Source organism: Streptomyces deserti (genome assembly GCF_054782695.1).
Map to the genome: position 1 here is coordinate 1 of NZ_BAAGRZ010000061.1, position 14,895 is coordinate 14,895.

At 70.4% G+C, this 14,895-nt stretch carries 12 protein-coding genes; 7 read left to right on the plus strand and 5 right to left on the minus strand.

The annotated features are described in order from the left end of the window. Positions 1 to 248: 248 nt before the first annotated feature. The 3 genes from ACYVMZ_RS38530 to ACYVMZ_RS38540 all read left to right on the plus strand — a co-directional run bounded on the left by ACYVMZ_RS38530 (position 249) and on the right by ACYVMZ_RS38540 (position 5,372). Positions 249 to 3,368, plus strand: coding sequence for a sacsin N-terminal ATP-binding-like domain-containing protein (locus ACYVMZ_RS38530; RefSeq protein WP_461087856.1), 3,120 nt, complete (start codon positions 249 to 251; stop codon positions 3,366 to 3,368). Between the two features lie 170 nt (positions 3,369 to 3,538). Then, positions 3,539 to 4,318, plus strand: coding sequence for a calcium-binding protein (locus ACYVMZ_RS38535; protein ID WP_461087858.1), 780 nt, complete (start codon positions 3,539 to 3,541; stop codon positions 4,316 to 4,318). 202 nt (positions 4,319 to 4,520) lie between these two features. Then, complete coding sequence (locus ACYVMZ_RS38540; RefSeq protein WP_461087860.1) at positions 4,521 to 5,372, plus strand: hypothetical protein; 852 nt, start codon at positions 4,521 to 4,523, stop codon at positions 5,370 to 5,372. A gap of 33 nt (positions 5,373 to 5,405) precedes the next feature. Here the strand turns inward: ACYVMZ_RS38540 and ACYVMZ_RS38545 are convergent, their stop codons facing one another. Next, the gene (locus tag ACYVMZ_RS38545) at positions 5,406 to 7,805 is read right to left on the minus strand and encodes an HAD-IC family P-type ATPase (protein ID WP_461087862.1); all 2,400 of its coding nucleotides are present in this window, start codon (positions 7,803 to 7,805) and stop codon (positions 5,406 to 5,408) included. A 433-nt stretch (positions 7,806 to 8,238) separates the two neighbouring features. Then, positions 8,239 to 8,523: a DUF2530 domain-containing protein gene (locus tag ACYVMZ_RS38550; RefSeq protein ID WP_461087864.1), complete on the minus strand. Its 285-nt coding sequence runs from the start codon at positions 8,521 to 8,523 to the stop codon at positions 8,239 to 8,241. A gap of 149 nt (positions 8,524 to 8,672) precedes the next feature. Here ACYVMZ_RS38550 and ACYVMZ_RS38555 point away from each other — a divergent pair, with 149 nt between their 5' ends. After that, positions 8,673 to 10,124, plus strand: a complete 1,452-nt coding sequence (locus tag ACYVMZ_RS38555) for an NCS2 family permease (protein ID WP_461087866.1) — start codon at positions 8,673 to 8,675, stop codon at positions 10,122 to 10,124. Between the two features lie 19 nt (positions 10,125 to 10,143). Here ACYVMZ_RS38555 and ACYVMZ_RS38560 read toward each other — a convergent pair whose 3' ends face one another. Continuing rightward, positions 10,144 to 10,299: a ribbon-helix-helix protein, CopG family gene (locus ACYVMZ_RS38560; protein WP_461087868.1), complete on the minus strand. Its 156-nt coding sequence runs from the start codon at positions 10,297 to 10,299 to the stop codon at positions 10,144 to 10,146. Between the two features lie 184 nt (positions 10,300 to 10,483). On the opposite strand from ACYVMZ_RS38560, the gene ACYVMZ_RS38565 reads away from it, so the two are divergent. Together ACYVMZ_RS38565 and ACYVMZ_RS38570 are read left to right on the plus strand one after the other, a co-directional pair. After that, on the plus strand, positions 10,484 to 10,921 hold the full coding sequence (locus ACYVMZ_RS38565) for a MarR family winged helix-turn-helix transcriptional regulator (protein WP_461087870.1): 438 nt from the start codon (positions 10,484 to 10,486) through the stop codon (positions 10,919 to 10,921). A 30-nt stretch (positions 10,922 to 10,951) separates the two neighbouring features. Beyond that, positions 10,952 to 12,319 (plus strand): MFS transporter, encoded by a 1,368-nt coding sequence (locus ACYVMZ_RS38570; protein WP_461087873.1) that lies wholly within the window; start codon positions 10,952 to 10,954, stop codon positions 12,317 to 12,319. A gap of 27 nt (positions 12,320 to 12,346) precedes the next feature. Here ACYVMZ_RS38570 and ACYVMZ_RS38575 read toward each other — a convergent pair whose 3' ends face one another. Next, entirely contained in the window at positions 12,347 to 12,934 is a 588-nt protein-coding gene (locus ACYVMZ_RS38575) for a Uma2 family endonuclease (RefSeq protein ID WP_461087875.1), read from the minus strand. Between the two features lie 104 nt (positions 12,935 to 13,038). Between ACYVMZ_RS38575 and thpR the strand changes: the two genes are divergently transcribed. After that, on the plus strand, positions 13,039 to 13,611 hold the full coding sequence (thpR, locus tag ACYVMZ_RS38580) for an RNA 2',3'-cyclic phosphodiesterase (protein WP_461087877.1): 573 nt from the start codon (positions 13,039 to 13,041) through the stop codon (positions 13,609 to 13,611). A 130-nt stretch (positions 13,612 to 13,741) separates the two neighbouring features. Here the strand turns inward: thpR and ACYVMZ_RS38585 are convergent, their stop codons facing one another. After that, positions 13,742 to 14,737, minus strand: coding sequence for an aldo/keto reductase (locus tag ACYVMZ_RS38585; protein ID WP_461087879.1), 996 nt, complete (start codon positions 14,735 to 14,737; stop codon positions 13,742 to 13,744). Positions 14,738 to 14,895: the final 158 nt, after the last annotated feature.

Sequence of the window (14,895 nt, forward strand, 5' to 3'; positions counted from 1 at the left end):
CAGTGCGGTCAAGAGGGTGTCTAACTCGGTCGTCACAACCCGATGTTGGACACCCTCCCTGCGTCCGTGAAGCCCACAATCGGAACTACTCGTCTAGCGTTCGCGCCCTTGTCCCCCGGGTCGTTCTCCGAGTCGTCCTCCGGGGCCGTCGTGGCTTACGTCCCTCGGGGCTGGGGCCCCGGACCGGGACAGCCGGGGCGGCCGCCTCGCGGTACCTTCTCCTGGTCACGCCGATGAGGAGAGTGAACGTGAGCAAGTTCGTGCGGCCTGCCGCCGAGGGCGCGGACCCGTTCGGTACGGCACGTCTGCGCCGCGGGGTGCTGGACGCGTGGGCCACCAGTCCCGCCCGGTTCCGTGAGGACGCCAACGCCGAGGAAGACCTGGTCCTCGGCGGCTACCGGGACCGGCTCGTCGTCGAACTCGCCCAGAACGCCGCCGACGCCGCCGCCCGCGCCGGTGTGCCGGGCCGGCTGCGTCTGACCCTGCGCGACGGCGTCCTCGTCGCCGCCAACACCGGCGCCCCGCTGGACGCGGCCGGTGTCGAGTCGCTGTCCACCCTGCGCGCCTCCGCCAAGCGGGACACCCCCTCCGTGGGCCGTTTCGGCGTCGGCTTCGCCGCCGTCCTCGCCGTCACCGACGAGCCCGCCGTCGTCGGCCGGCACGGCGGGGTCCGCTGGTCCCTCGCCGAGGCCCGTGAACTCGCCGGAGACGTCGCCCGGCACAGCCCCGGCCTGGGGGACGAGATCCGCCGCCGCGACGGGCACGTGCCGCTGCTGCGGCTCCCGTTCGCCGCCGAGGGCACCGCCCCCGACCCGTACGACACGGCCGTCATCCTGCCGCTGCGCGACGCGGCCGCCGCCGACCTCGCCGAGCGGCTCCTGCGCGCGATCGACGACGCCCTGCTCCTCACCCTGCCGGGGCTGGCGGAGGTCGTCGTGGAGATCGACGACGACGGCCCCCGCACGATCAGCCGCCGCACCGACGGCCCCTTCACCGTCGTCGACGACTCCGGCAACGGTGTCACCCACTGGCGCACCACCGCCGCCCACGGCTCCCTCACCCCCGACCTCCTCGCCGACCGGCCGGTGGAGGAGCGCCTGCGGCCCTTCTGGTCCGTCACCTGGGCGGTGCCCGTCGAGGCCGACGGCAGCCCGGCCCGCCCCCGCACCAGCCCCGTCGTCCACGCCCCCACCCCCAGCGACGAACCCCTCGGCGTGCCCGCCCTGCTCATCGCCTCCCTCCCGCTGGACTCCACCCGTCGGCACGCCGCCCCCGGACCGCTGACCGACTTCCTCGTCCAGCGCGCGGCCGACGCCTACGCCGAACTCCTCGCCGACTGGCGCCCGGTGACCACCGGCATCATCGACCTCGTCCCCGGACCGCTCGGCAAGGGTGAGCTGGACGGGGCGCTGCGCCAGGCGATCCTCGACCGCCTGCCCCGCACCTCCTTCCTGCCGCCCGCCCTGGAGCCGCGCGACCACGACTCCGATCTCCCGGAATCCCTGCGCCCCCGGGACGCCGAGGTGATCGAGGGCGCGGGAGCGGAGACGGTACGCGTCCTCGCCGAGGTGCTGCCAACCCTGCTGCCCGCCGGGCTGGAACGGCGCGTGGAGCTGCGCACCCTGGGCGTCGCCCGGGTGTCCCTGACCGACGCGATCGACCGGCTGGCCGGTCTGGAGAAGGAGCCCGGCTGGTGGCGGCGGCTGTACGACAGCCTCGCCGGCGTCGATCCGGACCGGCTCTCCGGGCTGCCGGTGCCGCTCGCGGACGGCCGTACGGCGATCGGGCCCCGCCAGGTCCTGCTGCCCGGCCCGGACGCCGCCGCCCTCGACCCGGAGGTGCTGGCCCGGCTCGGCCTGAAGGTCACCCACCCCGACGCCGCGCACCCGATCCTGGAGAAGCTCGGCGCCCTGCCCGCCACCCCGCGTGCCGTGCTCACCACCCCGCAGGTACGGGCCGCGGTCGCCGCCTCCCTCGACGACGAGGGCGGCGTGACCTGGGAGGAGGACGCCCTCGACGCCGAGGAACTGGCCGACACCGTGCTCGGGCTCGTCCGGGACGCGGGCCTGGAGCCCGGCGAGGAGCCCTGGCTCGGCGCGCTCGCCCTGCCCGACGAGGACGGCGAACTGTCCCCGGCCTGCGAACTGGTCTTCCCCGGCGGCCCGTTCTCCCAGGTCATGCGCGAGGGGGAACTGGCGTGCGTCGACGCGGAGCTGGCGGAGAAGTGGGGCGAACAGCCGCTGGCCGCCTGCGGTGTGCTGGTGAACTTCGCGATGGTCCGCGCCACCGACGTCGTCCTCGACCCGGACGAACTGGAGCCCCGCGAAGGGGACTTCGCCGAGCCGGACGACGCGGGCCTGCTGGACGCCGTGGACGTGTGGTGCGAGGACATCCTCGACCGCTTCCCCGACACCCCCGTCCCCCCGGTCGCCACCGAGATCGTCGCCGTACGCGACCTGGAGCTGGTGGACGACGACAAGTGGCCCCAGGCGCTGGCCCTGCTGTCCCAACCGCCGCTGCGTGACGCGATCGTCGAGCGTGTGCGGATCCTGCTGCCGGACGGCACCCACGAGGTCGTACGGCCGTACACGGCATGGTGGCTGCGCGGCCACCCGGTGCTCGACGGCCGCCGCCCCGCCGGACTGCGCGCCGCCGGCGGCGACCCGCTGCTGCGCGGCCTGTACGACGAGGCCGACGCCACCGGCTTCGACGACGAGCAGGTGCTCCGGGCGCTCGGCGTCCGCACGTCCGTCGCCGCCCTCCTCGACGAGCCGGGCGGCGCGGCCGAACTGCTGGACCGCCTGGCCGACCCGGACCGCGAGGTCACGGCACCCCAACTGCACGCGCTGTACAGCGCGCTGGCCGAGCTGGACCCCGAGCAGGTCACCCTGCCGGACGAGCTGCGCGCGGTCGTCGACGGCCGGGTGGAGGTCGTGGACGCGGCTGAGGCCGTGGTGGTGGATTCGCCCGACCTGCTGCCCTTCACCGAAGGGGTCCCGCTGCTGCCGGTCCGGCCCTCCCGGGCCGCCGACCTCGCCGAACTGTTCCAGGTACGGCGACTGAGCGAGTCCGTCACCGGGGAGGTGGACTCGGAGGGCGCCGAGCACGACGTACCGGAGTCGGTGCGGGTGCTGCTCGGGGCGCGGACCCCTTCGACGTACATCGAGCACGAGGAACTCGTCGTCGACGGCGTGGAGATCGACTGGCGCCTGACGGACGACGGCGTCCTGCACGCCGCCACCCTGGAGGGCGTCGCCGCCGGGCTGGCCTGGGCGGCGGGGCAGTGGCCGCGGCGGTTCGAGGTGGCGGCCCTGCTGGAGGATCCGTCGCGGACGGAGGAGTTGGCGCGGGATCGGTGGTTCGACTGAGCGTGGGGGAGTGAAGATCTCTCGCGCGAATTTCCATCAGCCGTACAACCTTTCCCGCGTGTCGTGAATCTGATCAGCGAGTCAAGAGACTCAACGACCACTTGGGCCCCGGACGTGACGACGAGCCGTGGAACGACGACCGCCGGGGCCCTCTCCTCTTTGGGGAATGCATGCGTATTCGTGCCACCGTGGCCGCTGTCACCGGCGCCCTGGCCCTTTCCGCCCTTGCCGTTCCGGCCGCGCACGCCGACGAGATCGAGGGCGACACGACCATCTCCAACGTCGTGGTGAACGGCGGCAAGCCGGCCGTCGTCGGCGCGACCGCCACGAAGACCATCACGGTCTCCTTCACGGTCAAGGACGACTCGGGCGTCGACTGGGCCCAGGCGATCCTCTACCACGGTGCGGACATCGACAGTTCCGACACCGGCGCCCTGGCCAACAGCAGCGACGGCCGCGCCACCTGCACCGTGGTCGACGCCACGACGTCGACCTGCAAGTCGACCTACGACCTCGAGCCGGGCTACAACCTCATCAACAAGGCCGCCGGCACCTGGAAGGTCTGGGCCATCGCCGCGGGCAACGACGCCGACTACGTCCAGAAGGACAACGCCAAGAGCTTCCAGGTGCAGCGCCTGTCGAAGCTGACGGTCAACGCCTCGCCGGAGCCCGTGAAGAAGGGCAAGACCATCACGGTCACCGGCAAGCTGACCCGCGCCAACTGGGAGACCGGCACGTACGCGGGCTACGCCGGCCAGTCCGTGAAGCTGCAGTTCCGCAAGACGGGCAGCAGCACGTACACGACCCTGAAGACGATCACGGGCGACTCGACGGGCTACCTGAAGACCACGACGACCGCCTCCACCGACGGGTACTACCGCTTCTCCTTCGCGGGCACCTCGACCACCCCGGCGGTCAACGCCGCGGGTGACTTCGTCGACGTGCAGTAGCAGGAACGGCAGCAGGAGCAGTACCTCGCCCACCGCCGACTCCTGGGTTCCCGGGGTTCGGCGGTGGGCTTCGTCATGCGGGGGCCAAGCCCGGGGTGCGCGGAAAAAATCTGCAGCTCCGGATACAACCCATCCCAGGGGACGACGGTCAGATCACCTGAGTCAGCCAGACTCCTGGATCACTTCTCCCCCTGGGGAACACATGCACATGCGAGCCACCGTGGCCGCCGTCTCCGGCGCCCTGGCCCTTTCCGCCCTTGCCGTGCCGTCCGCGCAGGCCGCCGACGCCCCGTCCGGCAAGGCCGCCTTCAGCGCCGCGGCCGCTGACGGCACATCCGGCACCGCCGCCACGCTCGACGTCACCTTCTCCGACATGAAGGTGAACAGCGGCAAGAACATCGTCGTCGGCACCACGAACGTGGTCGGCGTCCCGGTCACCTACACCCTGACGCACCCCGCCGACATGGACACCAGCTCCGACAACTTCGCCAGCGGCCCGCTCATCTATAAGGGCTCCTCGGTGGACACCGCGAGCAACACGCTGGTCAGCGACGAGCCGGCGACCTGCACCACCACCTCCTCGACCACGCTCAGCTGCAAGGGCGTGATCAACATCCGCCCCGCTGACGGCGATCTGATGAACTCCGACGCCGGCACCTGGAACGCGGGTGGCCTCGCCGTCACGAGCAACGGCGACTACAAGATCCAGGGCGGTCTGGGCACGACCAAGGTCCAGCGCTACTCCAAGCTCACCGTCAACGCCGGCCCCGAGCCCGTCTCCAAGGGCAAGACCGTGACCGCGACGGGCAAGCTGTCCCGCGCCAACTGGGAGGACAACCGTTACCACGGCTACACCAAGCAGCCGGTGAAACTGCAGTTCCGCAAGGCCGGCACCAGCACGTACACGACCGTCAAGACCGTGTACTCCGACGCGTACGGCAACGTGAAGGCCACCGCCACCGCGCAGTACGACGGCTACTGGCGCTTCAGTTTCGCGGGTACCTCGACGACGCCTGCGGTCAACGCCACCGGTGACTACGTCGACGTGCGGTAGACCCCCGCAGACCTCCGGTAGCCCCCGGCCCCATTAGGCCGGGAAGCGGCGGTCCACCCACCTCCACAGGAGCTCCAGGGTGGCCGCCGCCACCGCCGCGATGCCGACCGCGATCCAGGGCATCGTCACGCCGACCAGCTTGAGGGCGAAGAAGTCCTGCAGCCATGGCACGACCAGCACCAGCAGGAACGCCGCGCCCATCGCCGCGACCAGGGCGATGCGCCACCAGGTGTAGGGGCGGGCGATGATCGCCAGCACCCACATCGAGATCAGGAAGAGCGTGAGCGTCGCGGCGCTGGTCTCCGCGTCCAGGGCGCCCGTGCCCGTGTAGTGCTCTCGGGCGATCAGGTACGTCGCGAAGGTCGCCAGCGCGGCCAGTACGCCGCCCGGGATCGCGTACCGCATGACCCGGCGTACGAAGTTGGGTTTCGCCCGTTCCTTGTTCGGGGCGAGGGCGAGGAAGAAGGCGGGGACGCCGATGGTGAGGGTGGACAGCAGCGTCAGGTGGCGGGGGAGGAACGGGTACTCGACCTGCGAGCACACCACCAGGATGGCCAGCAGCACCGAGTAGACGGTCTTGACGAGGAACAGCGTGGCGACGCGGGTGATGTTGCCGATGACCCGGCGGCCCTCGGCGACGACCGAGGGGAGGGTGGCGAAGCTGTTGTTCAACAGCACGATCTGGGCGACCGCCCGGGTGGCCTCCGAGCCGGAGCCCATCGCCACCCCGATGTCGGCGTCCTTCAGCGCCAGGACGTCGTTCACGCCGTCGCCGGTCATCGCGACCGTGTGCCCGTCGGACTGCAGCGCGCCCACCATGTTCCGCTTCTGCTGCGGGGTGACCCGCCCGAACACCGTGCCTTCGTCGAGGGCCGTCGCCATCTCGGCTCGGTCGGCGGGCAGGCGCCGGGCGTCGATGGTCGTGCCGGTCAGGCCGAGCTTGGACGCGACCGCCCCGACCGACACCGCGTTGTCGCCGGAGATGACCTTCGCGCGGACGTTCTGCTCGGCGAAGTAGCGCAGGGTGTCGGCGGCGTCCGGCCGCAGGCGTTGTTCGAGGACGACGAGGGCGGTGGGCTTCGCCCCCTCGGCGACCTGGGGATCGTCCAGGCCGCGCTCGGTCCGGGCCAGCAGCAGCACGCGCAGGCCCTGCTCGTTGAGCCGCTCGGTATCGGCGAGGGCCGGGTCGTCGTCGGGGAGGAGGACGTCGGGGGCGCCGAGCAGCCAGGTGCTGGACTCGCCGTCGGTCTCGCCGAAGGAGGCGCCGCTGTACTTGCGGGCGGAGGAGAAAGGCAGGGCCTCGGTGCAGTGCCAGTCCTCGACCTTCGGGTAGGCGTCGATGATCGCCTGCAGGGAGGCGTTCGGCCGCGGGTCGGACGCGCCGAGGGCGCCGAGGACCTGTCGTACGTACGTCTCGTCGTGTCCGTTGAGAGTCCGCAGCTCGGTGACGTCCATGCCGCCCTCGGTGAGGGTGCCGGTCTTGTCGAGGCAGACGGTGTCGACGCGGGCGAGTCCCTCGATGGCCGGGAGTTCCTGGACGAGGCACTGTTTGCGGCCCAGGCGGATCACGCCGATGGCGAAGGCGACGGAGGTGAGGAGGACGAGGCCCTCCGGGACCATGGGGACGATGCCGCCGACGGTGCGGGCGATGGAGTCCTTGAGGTCGTTGTTCTTGACGATCAGCTGGCTGATGATCAGGCCGATCGCGGTCGGGACCATCATCCACGTCACGTACTTGAGGATCGTGGAGATGCCGGAGCGCAGCTCGGAGTGGACGAGGGTGAAGCGGGAGGCCTCCTCGGCGAGCTGGGCGGCGTAGGCCTCGCGGCCGACCTTGGTGGCCTGGAAGGCGCCGCCGCCGGCGACGACGAAGCTGCCGGACATGACCTGGTCGCCGGGGTGTTTGACGACGGGGTCGGCCTCTCCGGTGAGCAGCGACTCGTCGATCTCCAGACTGTCGGCCTCGACGCAGACGCCGTCGACGACCACCTTGTCGCCGGGGCCGATCTCGATGAGGTCGTCCAGCACGATGTCCGATGTGCTGACCTCGGCGGCGGCCCCGTCCCGGCGGACGGTCGGTCTGACCTCGCCGATCAGGGCGAGGGAGTCGAGGGTCTTCTTCGCCCGCCACTCCTGGACGATGCCGATGCCGGTGTTGGCGAGGATCACGAAGCCGAAGAGGCTGTCCTGGATCGGGGCGACGACCAGCATGATCAGCCAGAGGACGCCGATGATCGCGTTGAACCGGGTGAAGACGTTCGCGCGGATGATGTCGACGGTGGACCGGCTGCTGCGCACCGGCACGTCGTTGACCTGTCCGCGCGCGACCCGCTCGGCGACCTCGGCGGCGGTCAGGCCGGTGACCGGGGAGGTGACCGTGGCGGGGCGCGCGGAGGCGGAGTCGACCTGGGCGCCCGCGTCGAGATGCGTCATGCATTCGACGGTACGTGCGGATTTGGGGCTTCACCTGCCGATAGGGGGAAGATCCGACCTGGGTAGGACGGGGTAGGACCGGGGTCGTGCCGTGGTCGTAGGCGGTTGCCTTCTGCCTCCGGCGGTGGGTGGGTGCGGGATGCCTGCGGTGCCTCCGGCGGTTCGGCCGGGGATGCCTGCGGCGGCCTGTGCGGCTTCGGTGGGGGCGGGCGTAGCGCCTACGGTTTCGTCGGGGGGCGGGACCGCGCCGGGGGGTGTCCGTCCTCGGTCTGGCGAACTGGTCCGTTGCCGGGGTGTCGGGCGTTTCCGCCAGCCGCTGCGGGCGGACACCCCCCGACACGTCCCCTCGCCGCCGTGGGCGAGTGCGGGTGCGTCCGCCTTGCGGTGCCGGGTAGATCGGGTGGCAGGGTCCGCAAGCACCAGCGCCGCGCACCTACTCAGCCGACGGTTCCCTTTCCCGCTCCGTCGTCTTCAGGGACTGGACCCGCTTGATCGCCGCATCGCGCCTACGCACGTACCAAACGCCGATCAACCCCAGCCCCCCACCCGCCAGGCAGGTCCACAGCCACCACGTACGCCCGTGGTCGTCGAACCAGCCGTAGAAGGGCAGCTGCACGAGGAAGAGGACGAACCAGACGATCGTGCCGCCGGTGATGGTGGCGACCACAGGGCCCTCCAGGGGCTCCGGCGCCTCGTGCTTGGGGGTCCACTTCGCCATGCGCACAGCTTACGAGGCCCAGGGGTCTACGCGCGGAGATGGCGTAGTGGTCGTCATATGTTCATACTGAAACCGTTTGTCTCTGACCACTTCTGTTCGTAGAAAACACCAACGGCGCCGGGGGAAGCCCGCTGGTGATGAGGTCCCGCATGTCCACCTCGGCCCCCGCCAAGGTTCCCGCCCCTGAAGAGCCAGGGGCGGGTTCCGCGTACGGCCCCCTCGACCGCTTCTTCCGGATCTCCGAGCGGGGCAGCACGCTGTCCCGGGAACTCCGGGGCGGTTTCGCCACCTTCTTCGCGATGGCCTACATCATCGTGCTGAACCCGATCATCCTGGGCAGCGCGAAGGACATGTACGGACACCAGCTGGACAACGGCCAGCTGGTCACCGCGACGGCCCTGACAGCGGCGTTCACCACGCTGCTCATGGGCGTCATCGGCAACGTGCCCATCGCGCTGGCCGCCGGGCTGGGCGTGAACTCCGTCGTCGCCCTCCAGCTCGCGCCCCGGATGTCCTGGCCGGACGCCATGGGCATGGTGGTCCTCGCCGGGTTCCTGGTCATGCTGCTGGTCGCCACCGGGCTGCGCGAGCGGGTCATGAACGCCGTGCCGTACGGGCTGCGCAAGGCCATCTCCATCGGGATCGGCCTGTTCATCATGCTGATCGGGCTGGTCGACTCCGGGTTCGTCAGCCGGATCCCCGACGCCGCCCAGACCACCGTCCCGCTCCAGCTGGGCGGCGGCGGTCACCTCAACGGCTGGCCGGTGCTCGTCTTCGTGCTGGGAGCCCTGCTGACCCTGGCGCTGATCGTGCGCAAGGTGTCCGGCGCGATTCTCATCTCGATCGTCGCCATGACCGTCGTCGCGGTGGTCATCGACGCCGTCGCCCACGTCCCCTCCTGGGGTCTCACCACCCCCAAGTGGCCCGGCAACCCCGTCGCCACCCCGGACTTCGGGCTCGTCGGCCAGGTCAGCCTCTTCGGCGGCTTCGAGAAGGTCGGGGTGCTGACCGGTGTGCTCTTCGTCTTCACCGTGCTGCTGTCGTGCTTCTTCGACGCGATGGGCACGATCATGGGTGTCTCCGACGAGGCCAAGCTGACCGACGCCCAGGGGCAGATGCCCGGCATCAACAAGGTGCTGTTCGTCGACGGCATCGCGGTGGCCGCCGGTGGCGCCAGTTCCTCCTCGGCCACCACCTGCTTCGTGGAGTCGACGGCGGGTGTCGGGGAGGGGGCGCGTACCGGCTTCGCCAACGTCGTCACCGGTGCGCTGTTCGCCGTGGCGCTGTTCCTGACGCCGATCGCCACGATGGTGCCGTCCCAGGCGGCCACCCCGGCGCTGCTCGCGGTCGGCTTCCTGATCCTGGCCGGGTCGGTGAAGGAGATCGACTGGGCGGACCACACGATCGCCATTCCGGCCTTCGTGACGATGGTGATGATGCCGTTCACCTACTCGATCACCAACGGCATCGGCATGGGCTTCATCACCTTCGTGGTGCTGCGCCTGGCGGCCGGGCGGGGCCGGGAGGTGCCGGCGGCGATGTACGTGGTGGCGGCGGTGTTCGCCTTCTACTACCTGATGCCGGCCTTCGGCCTGACGTGAGCGGTTTACGGGGGCTCGTTCACGTGACCCCGTAGAACCTCTCCGTCTCTTCGACGGAGGACGGGAACCGCTCGTCGAAGTCATCCCGAATGAGCGTCCGGACGACATGGTCTGGACGCTCATTCCCCTTTTGAACGGCATGGTGCCGGAGCCGGTCGAGCAGGTCGTGGTCCATGCGCGGGCTGAGCACGCTGGTCCCCGTGCACACGAGGGTCTCACTGCACTCCGGCGGGCGGTGTGTTGCGTACCGCCGCTGGATCACCCATATGAGTGATGTGCTGCTTCAGTGGCCGGGGTCACGGGCGGCCATGAGTGTCACGACTGGTCTTTAGCGAGAGTAATGAGTTACCCTAAAGAACATGCCGGACCTCAGCCATGGCGACGACGCTGCCGCCGTGAACGCCCTTCGATCCGCCGTGATGCGGCTGTCCCGTCGGCTCAAGCACCAGCGGGTCGACGAGTCGCTCAGCCCCACCGAGATGTCGGTGCTCGGCACCCTGGCCCGCTGCGGCCGGGCCACCCCGGGTGAGCTCGCCCGCAAGGAACACGTCCAGCCGCCCTCGATGACCCGCATCGTGGCCCTGCTGGAGGCCAAGGGACTGGTCCGTCTGGAGCCGCACCCCGAGGACCGGCGCCAGAAGGTCGTGACGCAGACCGAGCAGGCAGAGGCCATGCTCGAGGAGAGCCGCCGCAAGCGGAACGCGTTCCTGGCCTCTCTCGTCGAGGGCCTCGACGAGGACGAGTGGGCGAAACTCCGCGCCGCCGCCCCCGTGCTGGAGAAGCTCGCACATCTGTAAGCAGCAGCAGTAGCAAGGAGGCGAACCCTTTTGAGTTCGGGACCCGGAGCAGCTTCCGCCCCCGCACCTACTCCCCACGACTCCCCGACCGACCCTCTTCGCAAGTCCTCCCGCAAGTCCTCGATGTTCTCCTCGCTGAAGGTCAGGAACTACCGCCTGTTCTTCCTCGGCCAGGTCGTCTCCAACATCGGCACCTGGATGCAGCGCATCGCCCAGGACTGGCTGGTGCTCAGCCTCACCGGCTCCTCGGCCGCCGTCGGCATAACGACCGCCCTGCAGTTCCTGCCGATGCTGCTCTTCGGCCTCTACGGCGGTGTCCTCGTCGACCGGCTGCGCAAGCGGCCCACGCTGCTCGTGACGCAGTCGGCCATGGCTCTCACCGCGCTCGCGCTCGCCGTCCTGACCCTGACCGGTCACGTCCAGGTCTGGCACGTGTACGTCGCGGCCTTCGCCGTCGGTCTCGCCACGGTCGTCGACAACCCGGCCCGCCAGTCCTTCGTCTCGGAACTGGTCGGCCCGGGCCAGCTGCAGAACGCGGTCAGCCTGAACTCGGCCAACTTCCAGTCCGCCCGACTGGTCGGCCCCGCCGTCGCGGGCATACTCATCACCGGCGTCGGCACCGGCTGGGCGTTCCTGTTCAACGGCCTGTCCTTCATCGCGCCCCTGACCGGCCTGCTGCTCATGCGCACCCGCGAGCTGCACACCGTCGAGCGCGCCCCGCGCGGCAAGGGACAGCTGCGCGAGGGCCTGCGCTACGTCACCGGGCGCCCCGAGCTGATCTGGCCGATCGTCCTGGTCGGCTTCGTCGGCACGTTCGCCTTCAACTTCCCCGTCTACCTCTCGGCCTTCGCGGACGACGTGTTCCACGCGGGCGCGGGCGCCTACAGCATGTTCAACACGCTGATGGCGGTCGGCTCGGTGGCCGGCGCACTGCTGGCCGCCCGGCGCGGCACCGCGCGGCTGCGGCTGCTGATCGGGGCCGCGGCGGTCTTCGGCGCGCTGGAGATACTGGCGGCCACGACGCCCGCACTGTGGATGTTCGCCCTGCTCATGGTCCCGCTGGGCCTGTTCGGCATGACGGTGAACGTCACCACGAACACCAGCATCCAGATGTCCACCGACCCGGCCATGCGCGGCCGCGTCATGGCCCTGTACATGATGGTCTTCCTCGGCGGTTCGCCGGTCGGCGCCCCGATCGTCGGCTGGATCACCGACACCTACGGCGCCCGGGTCGGCCTCGCCGTGGGCGGCGCGATCGCGGCCGCCGCAGCGATCGTCATCGGCCTGGTCCTGGCCCGTGTCGGCAACCTGCGCCTGTCGGTCGGCTGGCACCGCGGCCACCCGCACGTGCGGTTCGTCCCACGGGAGCAGCGGGAGGAGCTTGCGTCGGCGGCGTGAGGCGGCCGGACCGGCCGGCCGGTCCTCTCAGTCCCGAGGGAACTCGTCCGTCTTGAGCACGAGACCGACCACCGTGCCGGTCAGATCGATCTCCTCGCCGAAGTCCAGGCTCAGCTCTCCCCGGTAGGCGCCGTCCTTCGGCAGTGTGCGCAGATGCCAGGTGCCGGTGTACGGATCCACGATCAGGTACACCGGCACCCCGGCGGCGGCGTAGGCGTTCTTCTTCGGGCCGTAGTCGTTCTTGGCCGTGTCCTTGGAGATCACCTCGGCGACGAACTCGACGTCCTCGGGGCGCCAGTGCCCCTTCTCGTCCTTCTGGGCACCCTCCGCGAGGGCCACCACGTCGGACGCGAAGCCGTTGAGGCGTCCGGGGTAGTCGATGCGGACGCCGGACTTGACGCGCTTGCGCGGATACTTGGTGCGCAGTTGCTCGACGATGTCCAGGATGATGTCCCAGTGGGTGTCCCGCTGCGGCGTCACGTAGATGCCCCCCTCGACGATCTCCGTCTTGAAACCCTCGGGGATGTGCATCTGCTCGAGCCACTCGAACATGGTGTCGAGGGTGAGCTCGTCGCCCTGGCCGGCCATCTCGATCCTGTCTTCCAGAACAGTCACTGTGGCGCTCCTCCCCGCTGCTGCCTGGTCGCATGCAGCCGCGCAGTACAACGATACGCACGGTCATTCGGACACGCCGGGCACGCGGCAGGAAGACTGATCCCATGAGACTCTTCGCCGCCGTACTGCCCCCGCAGGACGTCACCCGGGAACTCGCCCGGGAGATCGACGTACTGAAGAAGCTGCCCGGGGCGGAAGGGCTGCGCTGGACCGGCCCCCCCGGCTGGCACTTCACGCTCGCGTTCTACGGCGAGGTCGACGACGACCTCGTGCCGGACCTGTCGGCCCGCCTGGAGCGTGTCGCCCACCGCACCGCGCCCTTCCCGCTGGCGCTGAGCGGCGGCGGCCAGTTCGGACACGGGCGCGCCCTGTGGACCGGGGCCGAGGGGGACCTGCGGACCATGCGCCTGCTGGCCGACCGCTCGGAGGCGGCGGCGCGCAAGGCGGGCGTGCCGATGGGGGAGCGCCGCCGCTACAAGGCCCACCTGACGGTGGCGCGCAGCCGGGAGGCGGTGGACGTACGCCCGTACGTCGAGGCCCTGGGGGCGTTCACGAGCCGCACGTGGACGGTGCGCGAGCTGGTGCTCGTACGCAGCAACCTGCCGAAGTCCGGGGTGGCGGGCGAGCAGCCCCGGTACGAGGCGGTCGCCCGCTGGCCGCTCGGCGCGGCCGGTTAGGCTCGGAGGTGTGGACCCGAAGACCCGGAACCGGATCATGGCCGGTGCGCTCGCGCTGATGTTCGTGGTGGTGGCGGTGGCGGCGGCGCTCGGAAAGTAGCGCACCGCCGCCAGCGCCGCGGTGCCGGGATTACCAGGCGAAGGCCTCAGGCGACGGCCCCGGCCCCGGGAAGATCTCGTCCAGCCCGGACAGCAGCTCCTCCGACAGCTCCAGCTCGACCGCGCGCAGGCCGGAGTCGAGCTGCCCGGCCGTGCGCGGGCCGACGATCGGGCCGGTCACGCCGGGGCGGGTGAGCAGCCAGGCGAGGGCCACCTCGCCCGGCGTGTGGCCGTGCTTGTCGACCAGATCCTCGTACGACTGGATCCGTGCGCGGACGGCAGGGTCGGCGAGGGTCTCGGCCGCGCGGCCGGAGGTGCGCCGGGCGGCGTCGACCTCCTTCTTGAGGACGCCGCCGAGCAGACCGCCGTGCAGCGGCGACCAGGGGATGACCCCGAGACCGTAGTCCTGCGCGGCCGGTATGACCTCCATCTCGGCGCGGCGCTCGAAGAGGTTGTACAGGCACTGCTCACTGACGAGGCCGATGGTCCCGCCCCGCCGGGCGGCGATCTCGTTCGCCTGGGCGATCTTGTAGCCGGGGAAGTTGCTGGACCCCACGTAAAGGATCTTTCCCTGCTGCACCAGTACGTCGATGGCCTGCCAGATCTCCTCGAACGGAGTGTTCCGGTCGATGTGGTGGAACTGGTAGAGGTCGATGTAGTCGGTCTGCAGCCGCTTCAGGCTGGCGTCGACGGCCCGCCGGATGTTGAGGGCGGACAGCTTGTCGTGGTTGGGCCAGACGGCGTCGCCGTCCGGCGCCATGTTCCCGTACACCTTGGTGGCCAGGACGGTCTTGTCACGGCGACCGCCACCCTTGGCGAACCAGTTGCCGATGATGGTCTCGGTACGGCCCTTGTTCTCGCCCCAGCCGTACACGTTGGCGGTGTCGAAGAAGTTGATGCCGGCGTCCAGCGCCGCGTCCATGATGACGTGACTGTCGGCCTCGTCGGTCTGCGGGCCGAAGTTCATCGTGCCGAGGACGAGACGGCTGACCTTGAGTCCGGTGCGTCCGAGCTGCGTGTACTTCATGGTCCACAAGCCAACGTGCTGGAGTGGGCTCTAGGCAAGGGCCGGTGGTGTCGCGGGGGGTGCCTCTATGTCTTTCGTCAAGCGAGGCGTGGGGTTCTGGGTTCGTAGAAGGTGCCGTCGCGGAGCATCGCGAACAGCACGCTGATGCGGTGGCGGGC

Excerpts from the sequence above, each read along its gene's own strand:
- ACYVMZ_RS38555 (WP_461087866.1), top strand. The coding sequence starts at position 8,673 with ATGTCCACCTCGGCCCCCGCCAAGGTTCCCGCCCCTGAAGAGCCAGGG.
- ACYVMZ_RS38535 (WP_461087858.1), top strand. The coding sequence starts at position 3,539 with ATGCGTATTCGTGCCACCGTGGCCGCTGTCACCGGCGCCCTGGCCCTT.
- ACYVMZ_RS38550 (WP_461087864.1), bottom strand. The coding sequence starts at position 8,523 with ATGGCGAAGTGGACCCCCAAGCACGAGGCGCCGGAGCCCCTGGAGGGC.
- ACYVMZ_RS38560 (WP_461087868.1), bottom strand. The coding sequence starts at position 10,299 with ATGGACCACGACCTGCTCGACCGGCTCCGGCACCATGCCGTTCAAAAG.
- ACYVMZ_RS38585 (WP_461087879.1), bottom strand. The coding sequence starts at position 14,737 with ATGAAGTACACGCAGCTCGGACGCACCGGACTCAAGGTCAGCCGTCTC.
- ACYVMZ_RS38540 (WP_461087860.1), top strand. The coding sequence starts at position 4,521 with ATGCACATGCGAGCCACCGTGGCCGCCGTCTCCGGCGCCCTGGCCCTT.
- thpR (WP_461087877.1), top strand. The coding sequence starts at position 13,039 with ATGAGACTCTTCGCCGCCGTACTGCCCCCGCAGGACGTCACCCGGGAA.
- ACYVMZ_RS38565 (WP_461087870.1), top strand. The coding sequence starts at position 10,484 with ATGCCGGACCTCAGCCATGGCGACGACGCTGCCGCCGTGAACGCCCTT.
- ACYVMZ_RS38545 (WP_461087862.1), bottom strand. The coding sequence starts at position 7,805 with ATGACGCATCTCGACGCGGGCGCCCAGGTCGACTCCGCCTCCGCGCGC.